The sequence below is a fragment of the Bacillus sp. RIT 809 genome (assembly GCF_016892495.1).
Classification (GTDB): domain Bacteria; phylum Bacillota; class Bacilli; order Bacillales; family Bacillaceae_G; genus Bacillus_A; species Bacillus_A cereus_U.
This window is the reverse complement of sequence record NZ_JAFEMR010000003.1, coordinates 109,371-128,279: the sequence shown is the minus strand read 5'-3', so window position 1 is coordinate 128,279 and position 18,909 is coordinate 109,371. Positions and strand designations below refer to the sequence as shown.

The window sequence follows — 18,909 nt, the reverse complement described above, 5'->3', positions numbered from 1 at the left end:
CCTTTGTAGTACGTTTCAATTTATAATAGCAAATGGAAGGAGAGTGCTTATGTCATTAACAAATGAACAACAAGAGCGATTTCAAATTTTGCTCCAACAGTTGCAAATACCAGAAGACCTTATAAATCAATATTTACATGGCGGTGGAATTGAAAAGCTAGTTATTGATAAAGCGAATAAAAGTTGGCATTTTGACTTACAAGTGCCACGTATTTTGCCGACAGAATTATATGAGTTGCTAGAAACAAAGCTTAAGCAATCATTTTCTCATATTGCAAGAACAACATTTGCATTAGAAACAGAGAATAAACAATTTACAGAAGAAGAAGTGAAGGCATATTGGCCGCTTTGTACAGAACGAATTACATTTTCACCTATGTTCGCGTACTTAAAGAAGCAACTTCCGCAGGTCAATGGCGTGAAGTTGCTAGTAAATGTGAATAATGAGCTGGAATCTACTGCTTTAAAGAAAAACGTTGCGAAACCAGTAGGGGATCAATACGAAGCTTTTGGATTCCCACGTTTTCAGTTAGACACACATATAAAGCAAAATACAGAAGAAATGCAAAAGTTTCGTGAGCAAACACAGGAAGAAGATCGTCAACGAGTTATACAGGCTATGGAAGAGATGGCTAAAAAGCAAGCTGAAGAAAGTGATGTTGTTCATGAAGGACCAGTTGTGCTTGGTTATCTTATTAAGCCAGATGAAGAGATTACGCCGCTGCGTGAAATTCAAGATGAAGAAAGAAGAAAAACGGTTCAAGGGTATGTTTTCCATGTAGAGACGAAAGAACTTCGTAGTGGACGTACGCTATTAACTTTAAAGATAACGGACTATACGAACTCTATTATGATTAAGATGTTCTCACGTGATAAAGAAGACATCCCGATGTTACAATCCTTGAAAAAAGGAACGTGGGTAAAAGCGCGTGGTTCAGTTCAAAATGATACATTCGTGCGTGATTTAGTTATGATCGCAAATGATATAAATGAAATAACGGGGCCTTCTCGTAAAGATAAAGCAAAAGAAGGGGAAAAAAGAGTAGAACTTCATCTTCATACTCCAATGAGTCAAATGGATGCTGTTACTTCTGTTTCTAAGCTCGTTGCCCAAGCAGGAAAATGGGGGCATGAGGCTATTGCAGTTACAGACCATGCTGTTGCACAGTCATTCCCAGAAGCATATTCTGCTGGTAAAAAGGCTGGAGTTAAAGTTCTATATGGTGTAGAAGCAAATTTAGTTAATGATGGTGTGCCGATAGCGTATAACGAAGCACATCGTCTACTTGCAGAAGAAACATATGTTGTCTTTGACGTTGAGACAACAGGGTTATCTGCTGTATATGATACAGTCATTGAGTTAGCTGCTGTAAAGATAAAAGGTGGCGAAATTATTGATCGCTTTGAATCTTTCGCAAATCCTCATCAACCATTATCGGCGACGATTATTGAATTAACAGGTATTACAGATGATATGTTAACTGATGCACCAGAAGTGGACGAAGTGTTTAAAAAGTTTGAGGAATGGATGGGTGACCATACACTTGTTGCTCATAACGCAAGCTTCGATATGGGCTTTATTAACGTAGGTTTTAAAAAGGCTGGGATAGAAAAAACGAAAAATCCAGTTCTTGATACGTTAGAACTTGCACGTTTCTTATTCCCGGAAATGAAAAATCATCGATTAAATACGATGTGTAAAAAGCTTGATATTGAATTAACGCAACATCACCGTGCGATTTATGATACAGAAGCAACGGGATATTTACTTGTGAAGATGTTAAAAGATGTAATTGAAAAGGGATTTGAATATCACGATCAACTAAACGATAGTATGGGACAAGGGGATGCATATAAACGTGGGCGTCCAAGTCATATGACATTACTTGCCACATCAGATGTTGGGTTGAAAAATTTATATAAACTTGTTTCATATTCTCACTTGAATTACTTTTATCGTGTACCACGTGTACCACGATCACTATTAAAAAAATATCGTGAAGGCATTATAGTAGGAACAGCTTGTGACAAAGGTGAAGTGTTTGAAGCTATGATGCAAAAAGCGCCTGAAGAAGTAGAAGAAATTGCGCAGTTCTACGATTATATTGAGGTCATGCCTCCAGAAGTGTTACGTCATTTAGTAGAACGTGAACTCGTTCGAGATGAAGGACAGTTAAAAACAATAATTTCTAACCTAGTAAAACTAGGTGAGACGTTAGATAAGCCAGTTGTTGCTACTGGGAATGTGCATTATTTAGATCCAGAGGACGCGATATATCGGAAAATTTTAGTCAGTTCGCAGGGCGGAGCTAATCCGTTAAATCGCCATTCATTACCGTCTGTACATTTCCGTACAACAAATGAAATGCTAGATTGTTTTTCATTCTTAGGTGAAGACAAAGCAAAAGAAATTGTTGTGACAAATACACACAAGATTGCATCATTAATTGGTGATGTTCATCCAGTAAAAGATGATTTATATACACCGAAAATTGAAGGTGCCGATGATGAAACACGTGATATGAGCTATGTAATGGCACGAAGTATCTATGGAGATGAACTACCGGAAATTGTAGAAGCTCGTTTGGAAAAAGAATTGAAAAGTATTATTGGACATGGATTCGCCGTTATTTATTTAATTTCACATAAGCTTGTGAAAAAATCGTTAGTAGACGGTTATTTAGTAGGTTCGCGTGGATCGGTAGGTTCATCATTTGTTGCAACGATGATGGAAATTACAGAAGTAAATCCATTACCACCACACTATGTATGTCCAAATTGTAAACAATCAGAGTTCTTTAATGACGGTTCTGTAGGTTCTGGTTTTGATTTGCCAGATAAAGAATGCCCAACATGTAATGTTCCATATGTGAAAGATGGGCATGATATTCCTTTCGAAACGTTCCTTGGATTTAAAGGGGATAAGGTGCCGGATATCGATTTGAATTTCTCCGGAGAATACCAACCACGCGCCCATAACTATACGAAATTACTGTTCGGTGAAGATTATGTATACCGCGCAGGAACAATTGGTACGGTTGCGGAAAAAACCGCTTATGGGTATGTGAAAGGTTATGCTAATGATCATAACTTAACAATTCGAAATGCAGAGATTGATCGCTTAGTTGCGGGATGTACAGGTGTAAAGCGTACGACCGGACAGCATCCAGGTGGTATTATCGTTGTACCAGATTACATGGATATTTTTGACTTTTCACCAATTCAGTTTCCGGCTGATTCAATAGGTGCTGAGTGGAGAACAACGCACTTTGACTTCCACTCAATTCATGATAATTTATTGAAACTTGATATATTAGGACACGATGATCCGACTGTTATTCGTATGCTTCAAGATTTAAGTGGTATTGACCCGAAAACAATCCCAACGGATGATCCAGAAGTAATGAAGATTTTCTCTGGTCCAGAATCTTTAGGGGTAACGGAAGAACAAATTAACTGTAAAACAGGTACACTTGGTATACCAGAGTTTGGTACGAAATTCGTAAGACAAATGTTAGAAGAAACGAAACCAACGACGTTTTCAGAGCTTGTCCAAATTTCTGGACTGTCCCATGGTACAGATGTATGGTTAGGTAATGCGAATGAATTAATTTATAACGGTACGTGTACACTGAGTGAAGTTATCGGTTGTCGTGATGACATCATGGTATATTTAATTTATCAAGGCTTGGATCCATCATTAGCCTTCAAAATCATGGAGTCGGTGCGTAAAGGTAAAGGTGTACCAGAAGAATGGGAAGAGGAAATGAGAAATAACAATGTACCAGGTTGGTATATTGATTCATGTAAGAAGATTAAGTACATGTTCCCTAAAGCCCATGCGGCTGCTTACGTACTTATGGCTGTACGTATCGCATACTTTAAAGTACATTTCGCACTTTTATTCTATGCGGCATATTTTACAGTTCGTGCAGATGACTTTGATGTAGAGGCGATGGCGAAAGGTTCAGCATCCATACGTGTAAAAATTGATGAAATTGCACAAAAGGGATTGGATGCAGCACCGAAAGAGAAGAGTTTATTAACGGTACTAGAAATGACACTTGAAATGTGTGAGCGTGGTTATTCATTCCAAAAGGTTGATTTATACCGCTCGCATGCAACCGAATTTATAATTGATGGGGATACTTTAATTCCTCCATTTAATGCAGTGCCTGGTCTTGGTACAAACGCAGCTTTCAGTATTGTTGAAGCTCGTAAAAATGGTGATTTCTTATCAAAAGAAGACTTACAGCAGCGCAGTAAGGTTTCTAAAACGATTATTGAGTATTTAGATGGTCAAGGTTGTCTAGGAGATTTACCGGATCAAAACCAATTGTCACTGTTCTAATAGGTAGGAAAAGTCTTTGCAAATCAATATTTGCTATGGTATACTATAAACCGAGATAACCATGTCATGTATATTTTGTGAAAAAGAGAGTGGGGAAACCCACTCTTTCGTGTTACTATCTACATTTTGTCTATGTAGATAGTAAAGATATTTCTGTCGTATATACATATTTTGTTACAAGTTTTACTTCTTAAATTTGGTAATACTAGGACAGATATTCCCTGCTTAACGGCAGGGGCTTTTGTTAGCTAACGAGAAAGAATAAGATAGACCGTCTTTATGAACGGGATCTTTTCTTGTAAATGGTACATGGCGGCAGGAAGGAGGCTGTTTATGGATAAGAAAGTCACAGAAGTTGTAGAAGCATTTGCGCAGCCAATCGTTGAAGAGTTAAATCTTGAACTTGTAGATGTAGAGTATGTGCAAGAAGGACAAGACTGGTTCTTACGCGTATTCATCGATTCTGAAAAGGGAGTCGACATTGAAGAATGCGGTGCGGTAAGTGAACGTTTAAGCGAAGCTTTAGATAAAGAGGATCCAATTCCTCATCTTTACTTTTTGGATGTATCATCTCCTGGAGCGGAACGCCCATTAAAGAAAGAGAAAGACTTCCAGCAAGCGGTAGGAAAACAAGTGGCAATTAAAACATATGAGCCGATTGATGGTGAGAAGATGTTTGAAGGAAAGCTACTTTCCTACGACGGTACTACAATTACACTACTATTAACAATTAAAACACGTAAAAAAGAAATCCAAATTCCAATGGATAAAGTTGCAAATGCGCGACTTGCTGTTACGTTTTAGTAAGAAGGGGGATCTTCATGAGCACTGAGTTGTTAGATGCTTTGCTCGTATTAGAGTCAGAAAAAGGTATTAGTAAAGATATTATTATTGATGCGATTGAAGCAGCATTAATCTCTGCTTATAAACGCAATTTCAACCAAGCACAAAACGTTCGTGTGAGCTTTAACCCAGAAGTGGGAACAATTCAAGTTTTAGCACGTAAGGACGTTGTGGATAATGTATTTGATCCACGTCTTGAAATCTCTGTAGAAGAGGCAAGACAAATTAATCCAAACTACCAAGATGGCGATGTACTAGAAATTGAAGTAACGCCAAAAGATTTTGGTCGTATTGCAGCGCAAACTGCAAAACAAGTTGTAACACAGCGAGTTCGTGAGGCGGAACGTGGTGTTATTTATTCAGAATTTAGTGATCGTGAAGAAGACATTATGGTTGGTATTGTACAGCGCCAAGATGCTCGTTTCATCTATGTAAGCTTAGGTAAAGTAGAAGCTTTATTACCTGTAAGTGAGCAAATGCCAAATGAGCAATATAAACCACATGATCGTATTCGCGTATTTATTACAAAAGTAGAAAAGACAACAAAAGGACCACAAATTTACGTATCACGTACACATCCTGGTCTTTTAAAACGTTTATTCGAAATGGAAGTTCCAGAAATTTATGATGGAACTGTAGAAATTCGCTCTGTAGCACGTGAAGCAGGCGACCGTTCTAAAATTTCTGTATATGCAGAGAATATCGATGTTGATCCAGTAGGTTCTTGTGTAGGACCAAAAGGACAACGTGTACAACGCGTTGTAGATGAACTAAAAGGTGAAAAGATTGACATCGTTCGCTGGTCGAATGACCCAGTTGAATATGTTGCAAATGCTTTAAGTCCATCACAGGTTGTTAAAGTACTTGTAGATGAAGCAGAGAAAGCAACAACTGTTGTTGTTCCAGACCACCAGCTTTCATTAGCGATTGGTAAGCGTGGACAAAATGCGCGTCTTGCAGCTAAATTAACAGGCTGGAAAATTGATATTAAAAGTGAGTCTGATGCGAAACAACTTGGTATTGTGACAGAAGAAGATAACGTAATCGCATTCGGATTCGATTCAGCTGAAGACGAAATCGAATAGAGGTGATGAGTATGAGCAATCGAAAAGTTCCGTTACGAAAATGTATTGCGACGCAAGAGATGAAATCAAAACGAGAGCTAGTTCGCATTGTTCGTTCCAAAGAGGGCGAAGTGTCTATTGATTTATCAGGAAAAAAATCAGGACGAGGTGCATATTTATCAAAAGATAAAGAAAGCATTATTCAAGCTCAAAAGAAAAACATTTTGGAACATCATCTAAAAGCGAAAATCGACAGTTCTCTGTACGAAGAGCTTCTTGAGCTTGTTGAGAAGGAGTCGAAATAAGTGTCTGATTGGAAATCATTTTTAGGACTAGCAAACCGCGCTCGAAAAATTATTTCGGGTGAAGAACTCGTTTTAAAAGAAGTACGAAGTGGCAAAGCAAAGCTAGTATTGCTTTCTGAAGATGCGTCAGCGAACACTACAAAACGCATCATTGATAAAACCACGTACTACAACATACCAATGAGAAAAGTCGAAAATCGACAACAATTAGGGCATGCGATTGGGAGAGACGAGCGAGTCGTCGTAGCTGTGTTAGATGAAGGCTTTGCGAAAAAGCTACGTAGCATGCTCGATACAAATTACCGGGGGTGAAGGTATGAGTAAAATTCGAGTACATGAATATGCAAAAAAAAATAATATCTCAAGTAAAGATCTTATGACAAAACTAAAAGAGATGAATATCGAGGTTTCGAATCATATGACAATGTTAGAAGATGAAGTAGTAAACAAATTAGATAATCAATATAACACTGGAGCAGAAAAACCTTCTGTTGCAGATGAGTTTGAAGTAGAAGAAAAAGTTGTTCGCAGTAAAAAGAACAGCAATAAGAATAAGAAAAAAGGCAAAGCAAATGAAGACAAACGTCAAGATAACTTTGCTGGAAGACAACAAACACAAATAGTAGAAACGCCAGATAAAATCACTTTCTCTGGAAGCCTTACAGTAGGTGACCTTGCTAAAAAGTTAAGCAAAGAGCCATCTGAAATTATTAAAAAGCTCTTCATGCTAGGAATTATGGCAACAATTAACCAAGACTTAGATAAAGATACAATTGAGTTAATTGCAACTGATTACGGTATTGAAGTAGAAGAAGAAGTAGTTGTAAGTGAAACTGAATTTGAAACATTCATCGATGAGCAAGATGATGAAGAAAACTTAAAAGAACGTCCAGCTGTTGTTACAATTATGGGACACGTTGACCATGGTAAAACAACATTGCTTGACTCTATCCGTAATTCAAAAGTAACTGCTGGCGAAGCTGGTGGAATTACTCAGCATATCGGTGCATACCAAGTTGATGTAAATGATAAGAAAATTACGTTCTTAGATACACCAGGTCACGCGGCATTTACAACAATGCGTGCTCGTGGTGCACAAGTAACAGATATTACAATTCTTGTTGTTGCAGCTGATGACGGTGTTATGCCACAAACAGTTGAAGCGATTAGCCATGCGAAAGCAGCTGGAGTACCAATTATTGTTGCTGTGAATAAAATGGATAAACCAGCGGCAAATCCTGATCGTGTAATGCAAGAATTAACAGAATATGAATTAGTTCCAGAAGCTTGGGGCGGAGACACGATTTTCGTACCAATTTCTGCGATTCAAGGCGAGGGAATTGACAACTTACTAGAAATGATCCTTCTTGTGAGTGAAGTAGAAGAATATAAAGCAAATCCAAATCGCTATGCAGCTGGTACTGTAATTGAAGCACAGCTTGATAAAGGTAAAGGAACTATCGCGACATTACTTGTTCAAAACGGTACACTTCGAGTTGGAGATCCAATTGTTGTTGGAACATCATTCGGTCGTGTTCGTGCAATGGTAAGTGATATTGGTCGTCGTGTAAAAGTTGCTGGTCCATCAACTCCTGTTGAAATTACAGGTTTAAATGAAGTGCCACAAGCGGGAGATCGTTTCATGGCATTCGCTGATGAGAAGAAAGCTCGTCAAATCGGTGAATCACGTGCACAAGAAGCGTTAGTTGCACAACGTGGTGAGAAATCTAAATTCAGCCTGGAAGATTTATTCCAACAAATCCAAGAGGGCGATGTAAAAGAAATTAACTTAATTGTGAAAGCAGACGTACAAGGTTCTGTAGAAGCAATGGCAGCATCACTTCGTAAAATTGATGTTGAAGGCGTAAAAGTGAAAATTATCCATACAGGCGTAGGTGCGATTACAGAATCTGATGTTATTTTAGCTTCTGCATCTAATGCAATTGTAATTGGATTTAACGTACGCCCTGATGTAAATGCGAAGCGTACAGCTGAATTAGAGAAAGTTGATGTTCGTTTACACCGTATTATCTATAAAGTAATCGAAGAAATTGAATCAGCAATGCAAGGTATGCTGGATCCAGAATTCGAAGAAAAAGTAATCGGTCAAGCGGAAGTTCGTCAAACATTCAAAGTAACAAAAGTTGGAACAATCGCAGGTTGTTACGTAATAGACGGTAAAATCACACGTGATAGTGGCGTTCGTATTATCCGTGATGGCGTAGTAGTCTTCGAAGGAAAACTTGATACGTTAAAACGTTTCAAAGACGACGTAAAAGAAGTTGCACAAAACTATGAGTGTGGTATTACAATTGAGAGATATAATGATCTTAAAGAAGGGGACATCATTGAAGCATACGTTATGGAAGAAGTGAAGCGATGATTATCGCTTCACTCTCATTCGAGTGTATGATTTACGATGTGCATTCTTTAAAAGAGAAACGAGCAATTTTGCAACGTGTGTTAACTCGTGTGAAACAGCGCTATAATGTAGCTGTTTCTGAAGTTGGGCATCAAGATGTATGGCAACGTACAGAAATTGCAATTGTTTCCGTATCCTCAAATCGTGTTGTCTGTGAAAAAGAAATGAATCGTGTACTTGAGTATATCGATTCATTTCCTGAAATTGAACGTACGATAACACATTTGGAATGGTATTGAATGAGGTGAAGAGTTATGAAATTACGTGCGAACCGTGTGGGCGAGCAAATGAAAAAAGAATTAGGCGACATTATCAGTCGTAAAATTAAAGACCCACGTATTGGATTTGTTACAGTAACAGATGTACAAGTAAGTGGAGATTTACAAATTGCTAAAGTATATATTTCTGTTTTAGGTGACGAAGAACAGAAAGAAAATACATTAAAAGGTTTAGCGAAGGCAAAAGGCTTTATTCGTTCAGAAATTGGCCAACGTATTCGTCTTCGTAAAACACCGGAAATTTCCTTCGAGTTTGATGAGTCTATCGGATATGGTCATCGAATTGATACACTTTTACATCAAATTAATAAAGACGGTAAACGTGAAGAATAATGGATAGACATTTGTCTATCCATTTTTTCCATGTAAAATAAGTTTTGCATAATTGCAATTACTACAAAAGAATAACGATGAGGTGAATATATGGAAGGTGTAGTATTATTACATAAGCCAAAGGGAATGACATCACATGATTGTGTGTTCAAATTAAGAAAGATATTGCGTGAGAAACGAATTGGTCATACAGGGACACTGGATCCAGATGTAACAGGAGTATTACCTATTTGCGTTGGGCGTGCAACAAAAATCGCGCAATTTTTGACAAGTGAAACAAAAACATACGAAGGTGAAGTGACATTAGGATTTTCAACAACAACAGAAGATGCTTCTGGTGAAGTTGTGGAGAAACAAGATGTAAATCGTGTCATTACACGTAAAGAAGTAGAAGAGGTACTAGCGGAACTAACAGGGACAATTGAACAAATGCCACCGATGTTCTCAGCTGTAAAAGTTAACGGAAAAAAACTATACGAATATGCAAGGGCAGGACAAGAAGTTGAACGTCCAGTTCGTACAATTACAATTCATGAATTTGTATTACTTGATGAACGTGAAGTTTTTGAAGGAGAAAACATTTCATTTCGTTTCCGTGTAACGTGTAGTAAAGGAACATATGTAAGAACACTAGCAGTAATGATTGGTGAAAAACTTGGATTTCCATCACATATGTCTCACCTTGTAAGAACAGCATCTGGTGAATTTTTACTAGAAGATTGCATATCATTTGAAGAAATTGAAGAAAGCGTGCAAAATGGAACAGTAGAGTCTATTTTCATCTCAATCGATGAGGCGCTAAGTAAGTTTCCAAAAATGGTTGTAGATGAAAAGCAAGCTGAAAAAATAAAGAATGGCATGTTCTTAAAGAATGAATTAGAAACAACAGCACCATTTATTACAGTATTTGATAAAAATGATAGTTGCTTAGCAATTTATGAGCATCACCCAAAACACCCTGGCATGCTAAAGCCAATGAAAGTACTTGTGAATAATCAAGAACTAAAGCTATAATGAATTATTGGAAGGATTATTACAGAAAAAGGTGAATTCAAGCGTGAAACTTATTCATTTAACTCATCCACATGAACAAAATAAAATAGAATTACCACCTACTGTAATGGCATTAGGATATTTTGATGGCATTCATTTAGGACATCAACGTGTGATTCGAACAGCGAAAAAAATAGCGGATGAAAGAGGATGTAAAAGTGCTGTCATGACGTTCCATCCACACCCATCTGTTGTATTAGGGAAAAAAGAAGCGCATGTGGAGTATATTACACCGATGCGTCTTAAAGAAGAAATCATCGCAAGTTTAGGAATTGATATCTTATATGTGGTGAAATTCGATGAGCCATTTGCTGGATTATTGCCACAACAGTTTGTCGATGAGTATATTATTGGTTTAAATGTAAAGCATGTAGTAGCAGGCTTTGATTATTCATATGGACGTTTAGGAAAAGGGAAGATGGAGACTTTACCATTTCATGCAAGAGGGGAGTTTACACAAACCGTGATCGAAAAAGTTGAATATCAAGAAGAAAAAGTAAGTTCTACTTCATTACGAAAGTTAATTCGAAACGGTGAAATGGAACAAATTCCATCTATTTTAGGGAGAGCTTACACGGTAGAAGGAACAGTTGTACACGGTGATAAGCGTGGACGTCAAATTGGTTTTCCAACTGCAAATATAGGTTTAAGTGATGAATATCTGTTGCCACCTGTAGGTGTATATGCGGTAAGGTTAAAGGTCCATGATGAATGGCATGATGGTGTATGTAATATCGGATATAAACCAACTTTCAAAGAGAATGAGCGTCAATTATCTATTGAAGTGCATCTATTTGAATTTAATAAAGACATATACGATCAATGTGTTACAGTGGAGTGGCACATGCGTATAAGAGAAGAAAAAAAGTTTAATGGAATTGATGAGTTAGTTGCGCAAATCGCTCAAGATAAAAAGGTTGCCCAAGAATATTTTGCGAGCGTAAAGAATATACTTGCTTTTTCAAATGAAAAGTAGTATTCTATGTTATGTACTTTATGACAACCATTACTTGGCATTGCGACTCACCGATGCTTGCTAGGTAACTGGGGGTTAATTATTAGGAGGTGAAATAGGATGGCTTTAACACAAGAGCGTAAAAATGAAATCATTGCACAATTTAGAACTCATGAGACTGATACTGGTTCTCCAGAGGTTCAAATTGCTGTCCTAACGGAGCAAATTAACACTCTAAACGAGCACTTACGTACTCACAAGAAGGATCATCATTCACGTCGTGGTCTATTAAAGATGGTTGGTAAACGTCGTAACTTACTTACTTACCTTCGTAATAGCGATATCACACGTTACCGTGAATTAATCACAAAGCTTGGCTTACGTCGATAGTCAAAGAAGCGGGAATATTCCCGCTTTTTTGTTAGGTAAAAATATATCTTCTACTCTTTATAGCTTACTTAATTTTCGGCAATACTAGAGGAAAGAATATTGTGATATACTATCCATTTACATAGAAGAATTGAATATTTTAAATTGAGAGGGGTACTTAAATGAGTCAGGAAAAGCAAGTCTTCTCGATAGATTTAGCTGGTCGTCAGCTAACAATTGAAACAAGTCAGCTTGCAAAACAAGCAAACGGAGCAGTATTAGTAAGATATGGCGACACAGCAGTTCTATCTACAGCAACTGCATCAAAAGAGCCAAAAAATGTAGATTTCTTCCCGCTTACAGTAAACTATGAAGAGCGTTTATATGCAGTCGGAAAAATCCCAGGCGGTTTTATTAAGCGCGAAGGCCGTCCAAGTGAAAAAGCAATTTTAGCAAGTCGTTTAATTGACCGTCCAATCCGTCCACTTTTCGCAGATGGTTTCCGTAATGAAGTACAAGTTGTCAGCATCGTAATGAGTGTTGATCAAGACTGTTCTTCTGAGATGGCAGCTATGCTTGGTTCTTCATTAGCATTATCTATTTCAGATATTCCATTTGAAGGTCCAATCGCAGGCGCGACAGTTGGTCGTATTAATGGCGAGTTCGTTATTAATCCAACAGTAGAACAGCAAGAACAAAGTGATATGCACCTTGTTGTAGCTGGTACGAAAGATGCAATTAACATGGTTGAAGCAGGAGCGGATCAAGTACCTGAAGAAACAATGTTAGAAGCAATTATGTTCGGACACGATGAAATTAAACGTCTAATTGCATTCCAAGAAGAGATTGTACAAGCTGTCGGTAAAGAGAAAACAGCAGTGAAACTTTATGAAGTGGATGCTGATTTGAACCAAGCTGTACGTGAAATGGCTGAGACAGATATGCATTCTGCAATTCAAGTGCACGAAAAACATGCACGTGAAGATGCAATTAGCGTAGTGAAAAAGCGTGTAATTGAGCATTACGAAGCTGAGGAAGCTGATGCTGATACATTAGGACAAGTAAGTGAGATTTTATATAAAATTGTAAAAGAAGAAGTACGTCGTCTTATTACAGTTGAAAAAATCCGCCCAGATGGTCGTAAAGGTGACGAAATTCGTCCTTTAGCATCAGAGGTTGGCATTTTATCTCGTACACATGGTTCTGGTCTATTCACACGTGGACAAACGCAAGCATTAAGTATTTGTACATTAGGTGCATTAGGCGATGTGCAAATTTTAGATGGTCTAGGTGTAGAAGAGTCAAAACGCTTTATGCACCATTATAATTTCCCTTCATTTAGTGTTGGTGAAACAAGACCAATGCGTGGACCAGGTCGTCGTGAAATTGGTCACGGTGCACTAGGAGAACGTGCTCTTGAACCTGTACTTCCATCTGAAAAGGATTTCCCATATACAGTTCGTCTTGTATCTGAAGTATTAGAATCAAATGGTTCAACTTCACAAGCGAGTATTTGCGGTAGTACATTAGCGATGATGGATGCGGGTGTACCACTTAAAGCGCCAGTTGCTGGTATTGCAATGGGTCTAGTGAAATCTGGTGAGCATTACACAATTTTAACAGATATTCAAGGAATGGAAGATCATTTAGGTGATATGGACTTTAAAGTAGCAGGTACTGCAAAAGGTGTAACTGCACTACAAATGGACATTAAAATCGATGGTTTATCTCGTGAGATTTTAGAAGAAGCATTACAACAAGCGAAAGTTGGTCGTATGCACATTCTAAATCACATGTTATCTGTTATCGCTGAACCTCGCATTGAGTTATCTGCGTATGCTCCGAAGATTATTACAATGGCAATTAACCCAGATAAAATTCGTGATGTTATTGGACCAAGTGGTAAACAGATTAATAAAATCATTGAAGAAACTGGCGTTAAAATTGACATCGAGCAAGATGGTACAGTATTCATTTCATCAATTAATCAAGAGATGAATGAAAAAGCGAAGAAAATTATCGAAGATATCGTTCGCGAAGTACAAGTAGGCGAAATCTACTTAGGAAAAGTTAAACGTGTTGAAAAATTCGGTGCGTTCGTTGAATTATTTAGCGGTAAAGATGGACTTGTTCACATCTCTGAACTTGCACTTGAGCGTGTAGGTAAGGTAGAAGACGTTGTGAAAATCGGTGATGAGATTTCAGTTAAAGTTATCGAGATTGACAAACAAGGTCGTGTAAACTTATCTAGAAAAGTATTGCTAAAAGAAGAGCAAGAAAAAGAAGCTGCTAAAGAAGAAGCGGCTAAAGAAGAAAACGCACAAGAGCAACAATAAGTGAAAGCCAGTTTAGCTGGCTTTTTTTGTTATGTAAAAAATGTGATTCATTTAGATTTTTATGTGAGTATAGGTATAGTTTTCATCATAACGCTCAAATTAACAAAGATAAGAAGAAAATGGTTTCTTTTTTATAGTTAATGGGAGGGTTTATATGAAAGCTCGTATATTAGCGTACATATTTATATTTTCTTTATATGTGGGTTTTGGCTCTTATTCCGTTTTTGCGCAGGATAACTTGCATGAAGAAATTCAAAAGCATGTAAAACAGTACGAGATTATGCCGCAAAATGCGATGATTGATAAGATTTGGAAGGCGACGCCTGGGTATAATGGAAAACAAGTGGATATAGAAGCGTCCTATAATAATATGAAGAAAATCAAGAAGTTTGATCAAAAACAACTTGAATTTAAGGAAGTATCACCGAGTGTTCACTTAGAAGATTTACCACCAGCTCCCATTTATCGAGGACATCCAAATAAAAAAATGGTGGGATTAACAATTAATGTGGCCTGGGGTAATGAGTATTTGCCACGTATATTAGAGGTATTGAAAAAACATGATGTGAAGGCGACTTTCTTTTTAGAAGGACGCTGGGTGAAAGAAAACTTACGATTTGCCAAAATGATTGTCGATGCAAATCAAGAAGTAGGAAATCATTCTTACACACACCCTGATATGAAAACGCTGTCTACAGATGAAATACGAGATCAATTACAAAAAACGAATCGAATGATAGAAGCAGCTACAAATCAGAAAGTGAGATGGTTTGCTCCGCCAAGCGGAAGCTTTCGGGATGAGGTAGTAAAAATAGCGGATGATTTCCAAATGGGGACGATTATGTGGACTGTAGATACAATTGATTGGAAGCGGCCAGAACCGGGTGTGTTATTGCAGAGAGTAATGCGAAAAATACATCCAGGTGCTATTGTGCTAATGCATCCTACTTCATCTACAACAGAAGCGCTAGATACTATGATTAAAAATTTAAAGGAACAAGGATATAAAGTGGGGAATATTACAGAATTATTAGATGAAAAACGTGTGGATTAAATACATTTGCATGACATTCATCTCTAAACTTGTTATCATTAAATAATAGCAATTATTTAGAGAAACTGGCATTAGGAGGAAAGTTTTTGATTAAAAAATATACGTGTAAAAATGGTGTAAGAATTGTTATGGAGAATATACCAACTGTACGCTCGGTTGCGATTGGTATATGGATCCACGCAGGTTCAAGAAATGAAAATGAAAAAAATAATGGGGTTTCACACTTTTTGGAACATATGTTCTTTAAAGGGACAGAAACGCGAAGTGCAAGAGAGATTGCAGAATCATTTGATAGCATTGGTGGACAAGTAAATGCTTTTACTTCAAAAGAATATACATGTTACTACGCGAAAGTGCTAGATGAGCATGCTAAATACGCGTTAGATGTTTTAGCAGATATGTTCTTTAATTCAACATTTGATGAGGAAGAACTGAAAAAAGAGAAGAATGTTGTATGTGAAGAAATAAAAATGTACGAAGATGCGCCAGATGATATTGTGCATGATATGTTAACGAAAGCAACATATGAAACGCATCCGCTTGGATATCCTATTTTAGGAACAGAAGAAACGCTTGAAACATTTACAGGTGATACGTTACGTCAATATATGAAAGATCATTACACACCTGAAAATGTTGTTGTATCAATTGCAGGAAATATTGATGAAGCATTTTTACAAACTGTAGAGCAATATTTTGGTAATTACGAAGGAACAACAAATCGTGAACAAGTACATAGCCCAATCTTCCATTTCAATAAAGTAGCACGTAAGAAAGAAACAGAACAAGCTCATTTATGTTTAGGATATAAAGGCTTGCAAATGGGACACGAAGATATTTATAACTTAATTGTATTAAATAATGTTTTAGGCGGTAGTATGAGTAGCCGTTTATTCCAAGAAGTACGTGAGCAACGTGGATTGGCGTACTCAGTATTCTCTTATCACTCTTCTTATGAAGATACAGGAATGTTAACACTTTACGGTGGAACAGGTAGCAAACAGTTAGATACACTGTATGAAACAATGCAAGAAACGTTAAATACGTTGAAAAATACAGGTATTACAGAAAAAGAGCTTGTTAACAGTAAAGAACAATTAAAAGGAAACTTGATGTTAAGTTTAGAAAGTACGAATAGTCGTATGAGCCGTAATGGTAAAAACGAATTGCTTCTTCGTAAACATCGTTCTCTTGATGAGATTATTGAAAGTGTAAACACTGTAACAAAGCAAAATGTAGACGAGTTAATTCGCAATATGTTTACCGATGAATTCTCTGCGGCACTTATTAGTCCAGATGGAAAACTGCCAAAAGGAATGAAACTTTAATCAATTTTGTAATTCATTCGCTTTCGGAAATAACCGTATCTCTTTTATATGAGATACGGTTATTTTTTTTATATATGCAGAATAGGTACTTATTATAGGATAACCTTCATGAAAAGTAGGATAGGGGGAGATTTAATGCGTTTAAGTGAATTAAGTGGCAAAGAGATTGTGGATTTAGAAAGAGCAGAAAAAATGGGAGTTTTAGGTCATGCAGATTTAGAAATTGATGAGAGAGATGGACAAATACAAGCGCTTATTATACCTACTGGGAAATGGGGAGGTTTTAAAAGAGAACAGCAAGAAGTGAGAGTAGAGTGGAGCAAAATTAAGAAGGTGGGAAATGATATGATACTTTGTGATCTTACGAACCATTCAAGATCGGAGTGAAAGATGACCATTTTGGTTGTCTTTTTTTATTTTTATATAAAGTGAAGGCTTTTACGAGCAGCCTGTGACTGCCTCCTAACTTCTTTGTTTCAGCCGAATTTTGAGGAGGCAGTCTTACTCCTCGCAAATAGCGGGATAAAGAAGTTAAATCACGTGTGCTTTTTGTTTTTCAATCACCTCAAACCCGTACATTACATATGATGTGGAGGAAAAAGAAAAAGTAGGCATTTTTCTTATAAATGAAAGAAAAAGAAGGTGAATTAGAGAATGTTGACTGAGATGCATATTGCTGTCATAGGAGGAGACGCACGACAGCTAGAAGTAATTCGCAAGCTAGTCGAACTGGACGCAAAACTTTCATTAATAGGGTTTGAACAGTTAGACCATGGCTTCACAGGGGCAGCAAAAGAAAGTATACAAGATTTAAATTTCACTTCTTTAGATGCGATTATTTTGCCGGTTGCAGGGACGAATGCCAAAGGAGAAGTAGATACTATTTTTTCAAATGAAAAAGTTTCCATAACGAAAGAACAAATTGAAAAGACGCCAGAAAACTTTACTATATATTCAGGTATTGGTACACCTTACTTGGAAAATCTCGTATCTACTACAAATCGCAAACTTGTAAAATTATTTGATCGTGATGATGTTGCAATCTATAACTCTATTCCGACCGTAGAAGGTACACTAATGATGGTTATTCAACATACTGATTACACAATTCATGGATCGAATGTAATGGTTTTAGGATTTGGTAGAACTGGTATGAGTGTTGCAAGAGCCTTTCAATCATTAGGAGCACATGTCAAAGTTGGAGCAAGACGTTCGGAACATATTGCTCGTATTACAGAAATGATGTTTTCTCCTTTTCATATGCAAGACATAGAGAAAGAAGTAGGTAATATCGATATTGTTATTAACACAATTCCGCATCTCGTTGTGACAGCGAATGTTATTTCAAAAATGCCAGCTCATACGCTAGTTATTGATTTAGCTTCTAAGCCAGGTGGCACGGACTTTCGCTATGCGGAGAAGCGTGGAGTGAAGGCACTATTAGCACCTGGTCTTCCTGGGATTGTTGCACCGAAAACAGCAGGACAAATATTAGCGAATGTTCTTTCTCAGTTATTAATAGCAGATGCAATCGCAAAGGAGGAGGATGAGAAATGAGTTTGAAGGGGAAACGAATTGGTTTCGGATTTACAGGCTCACATTGTACGTATGAAGAAGTTATGCCGCATTTAGAGAAGTTAATTGCAGAAGGTGCAGAAGTACGTCCCGTTGTTTCTTATACTGTCCAATCAACAAATACTAGATTTGGCGAAGGGGAAGAATGGATTAAAAAGATCGAAGAAATAACAGGGTTTAAAGCAATTAATTCAATTGTCGGAGCAGAACCACTCGGACCAAAAATCCCGCTAGATTGTATGGTGATTGCTCCTTTAACTGGAAATTCGATGAGTAAATTTGCGAATGCGATGACAGATTCTCCAGTATTAATGGCAGCAAAAGCGACGCTTAGAAATGGAAAGCCTGTTGTGTTAGCTGTTTCGACGAATGATGCTTTAGGGTTAAATGGGGTAAATCTAATGCGCCTAATGGCTACAAAAGACATTTACTTCGTACCATTCGGCCAAGATGCACCAGAGAAAAAACCGAACTCAATGGTAGCTCGTATGGAGTTACTTGAAGATACAGTATTAGAAGCGTTACAAGGAAAACAATTACAACCTGTTGTTGTAGAAAAATTCAGATATATGAATTAAAAAACGAAAAAAAACGTACAATTTTTGTTGAAACCATCATTCTTACTGTAGAATATGATAAAATT

17 protein-coding genes are annotated in these 18,909 nt (G+C 37.3%); all 17 read left to right on the top strand.

The features are described 5' to 3' along the window. Positions 1-49: 49 nt before the first annotated feature. The 17 genes from JTF23_RS04935 (at position 50) to dpaB (ending at position 18,844) form a co-directional block, all read left to right on the top strand. Positions 50-4,351: a PolC-type DNA polymerase III gene (locus tag JTF23_RS04935; RefSeq protein ID WP_131230710.1), complete on the top strand. Its 4,302-nt coding sequence runs from the start codon at positions 50-52 to the stop codon at positions 4,349-4,351. Positions 4,352-4,684: 333 nt separating this feature from the next. Then, complete coding sequence (gene rimP, locus JTF23_RS04930; RefSeq protein WP_000359098.1) at positions 4,685-5,155, top strand: ribosome maturation factor RimP; 471 nt, start codon at positions 4,685-4,687, stop codon at positions 5,153-5,155. Positions 5,156-5,172: 17 nt separating this feature from the next. Next, complete coding sequence (gene nusA, locus JTF23_RS04925) at positions 5,173-6,279, top strand: transcription termination factor NusA (RefSeq protein ID WP_002111366.1); 1,107 nt, start codon at positions 5,173-5,175, stop codon at positions 6,277-6,279. A gap of 11 nt (positions 6,280-6,290) precedes the next feature. Then, the gene (gene rnpM / locus JTF23_RS04920; protein ID WP_002088161.1) at positions 6,291-6,563 is read left to right on the top strand and encodes an RNase P modulator RnpM; all 273 of its coding nucleotides are present in this window, start codon (positions 6,291-6,293) and stop codon (positions 6,561-6,563) included. Beyond that, positions 6,564-6,875: a YlxQ family RNA-binding protein gene (locus JTF23_RS04915; protein ID WP_001286519.1), complete on the top strand. Its 312-nt coding sequence runs from the start codon at positions 6,564-6,566 to the stop codon at positions 6,873-6,875. It abuts the gene before it with no gap. A 4-nt stretch (positions 6,876-6,879) separates the two neighbouring features. Beyond that, positions 6,880-8,946 (top strand): translation initiation factor IF-2, encoded by a 2,067-nt coding sequence (gene infB / locus JTF23_RS04910; protein WP_002111364.1) that lies wholly within the window; start codon positions 6,880-6,882, stop codon positions 8,944-8,946. Continuing rightward, positions 8,943-9,224, top strand: coding sequence for a DUF503 domain-containing protein (locus tag JTF23_RS04905; protein WP_002088157.1), 282 nt, complete (start codon positions 8,943-8,945; stop codon positions 9,222-9,224). The genes infB and JTF23_RS04905 overlap by 4 nt, the downstream gene beginning before the upstream one ends. Positions 9,225-9,239: 15 nt before the next feature. Then, entirely contained in the window at positions 9,240-9,596 is a 357-nt protein-coding gene (gene rbfA, locus JTF23_RS04900) for a 30S ribosome-binding factor RbfA (RefSeq protein ID WP_002146104.1), read from the top strand. Positions 9,597-9,686: 90 nt separating this feature from the next. Continuing rightward, positions 9,687-10,610 (top strand): tRNA pseudouridine(55) synthase TruB, encoded by a 924-nt coding sequence (truB, locus tag JTF23_RS04895; protein ID WP_002160743.1) that lies wholly within the window; start codon positions 9,687-9,689, stop codon positions 10,608-10,610. A gap of 43 nt (positions 10,611-10,653) precedes the next feature. Further along, positions 10,654-11,625, top strand: coding sequence for a bifunctional riboflavin kinase/FAD synthetase (gene ribF / locus JTF23_RS04890; RefSeq protein WP_204208234.1), 972 nt, complete (start codon positions 10,654-10,656; stop codon positions 11,623-11,625). A gap of 99 nt (positions 11,626-11,724) precedes the next feature. Further along, on the top strand, positions 11,725-11,994 hold the full coding sequence (gene rpsO, locus JTF23_RS04885) for a 30S ribosomal protein S15 (protein WP_001229392.1): 270 nt from the start codon (positions 11,725-11,727) through the stop codon (positions 11,992-11,994). Positions 11,995-12,155: 161 nt separating this feature from the next. Further along, positions 12,156-14,309, top strand: coding sequence for a polyribonucleotide nucleotidyltransferase (gene pnp / locus JTF23_RS04880; protein ID WP_002033682.1), 2,154 nt, complete (start codon positions 12,156-12,158; stop codon positions 14,307-14,309). A 154-nt stretch (positions 14,310-14,463) separates the two neighbouring features. Beyond that, positions 14,464-15,363 (top strand): polysaccharide deacetylase family protein, encoded by a 900-nt coding sequence (locus JTF23_RS04875; protein ID WP_002111361.1) that lies wholly within the window; start codon positions 14,464-14,466, stop codon positions 15,361-15,363. 86 nt (positions 15,364-15,449) lie between these two features. Then, positions 15,450-16,691 carry a M16 family metallopeptidase gene (locus JTF23_RS04870; RefSeq protein WP_002111360.1) on the top strand — a complete coding sequence of 414 codons (1,242 nt, stop codon included), beginning with the start codon at positions 15,450-15,452 and terminating at the stop codon, positions 16,689-16,691. A 135-nt stretch (positions 16,692-16,826) separates the two neighbouring features. Beyond that, on the top strand, positions 16,827-17,078 hold the full coding sequence (locus JTF23_RS04865; RefSeq protein WP_002160748.1) for a YlmC/YmxH family sporulation protein: 252 nt from the start codon (positions 16,827-16,829) through the stop codon (positions 17,076-17,078). A 267-nt stretch (positions 17,079-17,345) separates the two neighbouring features. Beyond that, complete coding sequence (dpaA, locus tag JTF23_RS04860) at positions 17,346-18,248, top strand: dipicolinic acid synthetase subunit A (RefSeq protein WP_002160749.1); 903 nt, start codon at positions 17,346-17,348, stop codon at positions 18,246-18,248. After that, positions 18,245-18,844: a dipicolinate synthase subunit B gene (dpaB, locus tag JTF23_RS04855; protein ID WP_002111357.1), complete on the top strand. Its 600-nt coding sequence runs from the start codon at positions 18,245-18,247 to the stop codon at positions 18,842-18,844. The genes dpaA and dpaB overlap by 4 nt, the downstream gene beginning before the upstream one ends. The last annotated feature ends 65 nt before the right edge of the window (positions 18,845-18,909 follow it).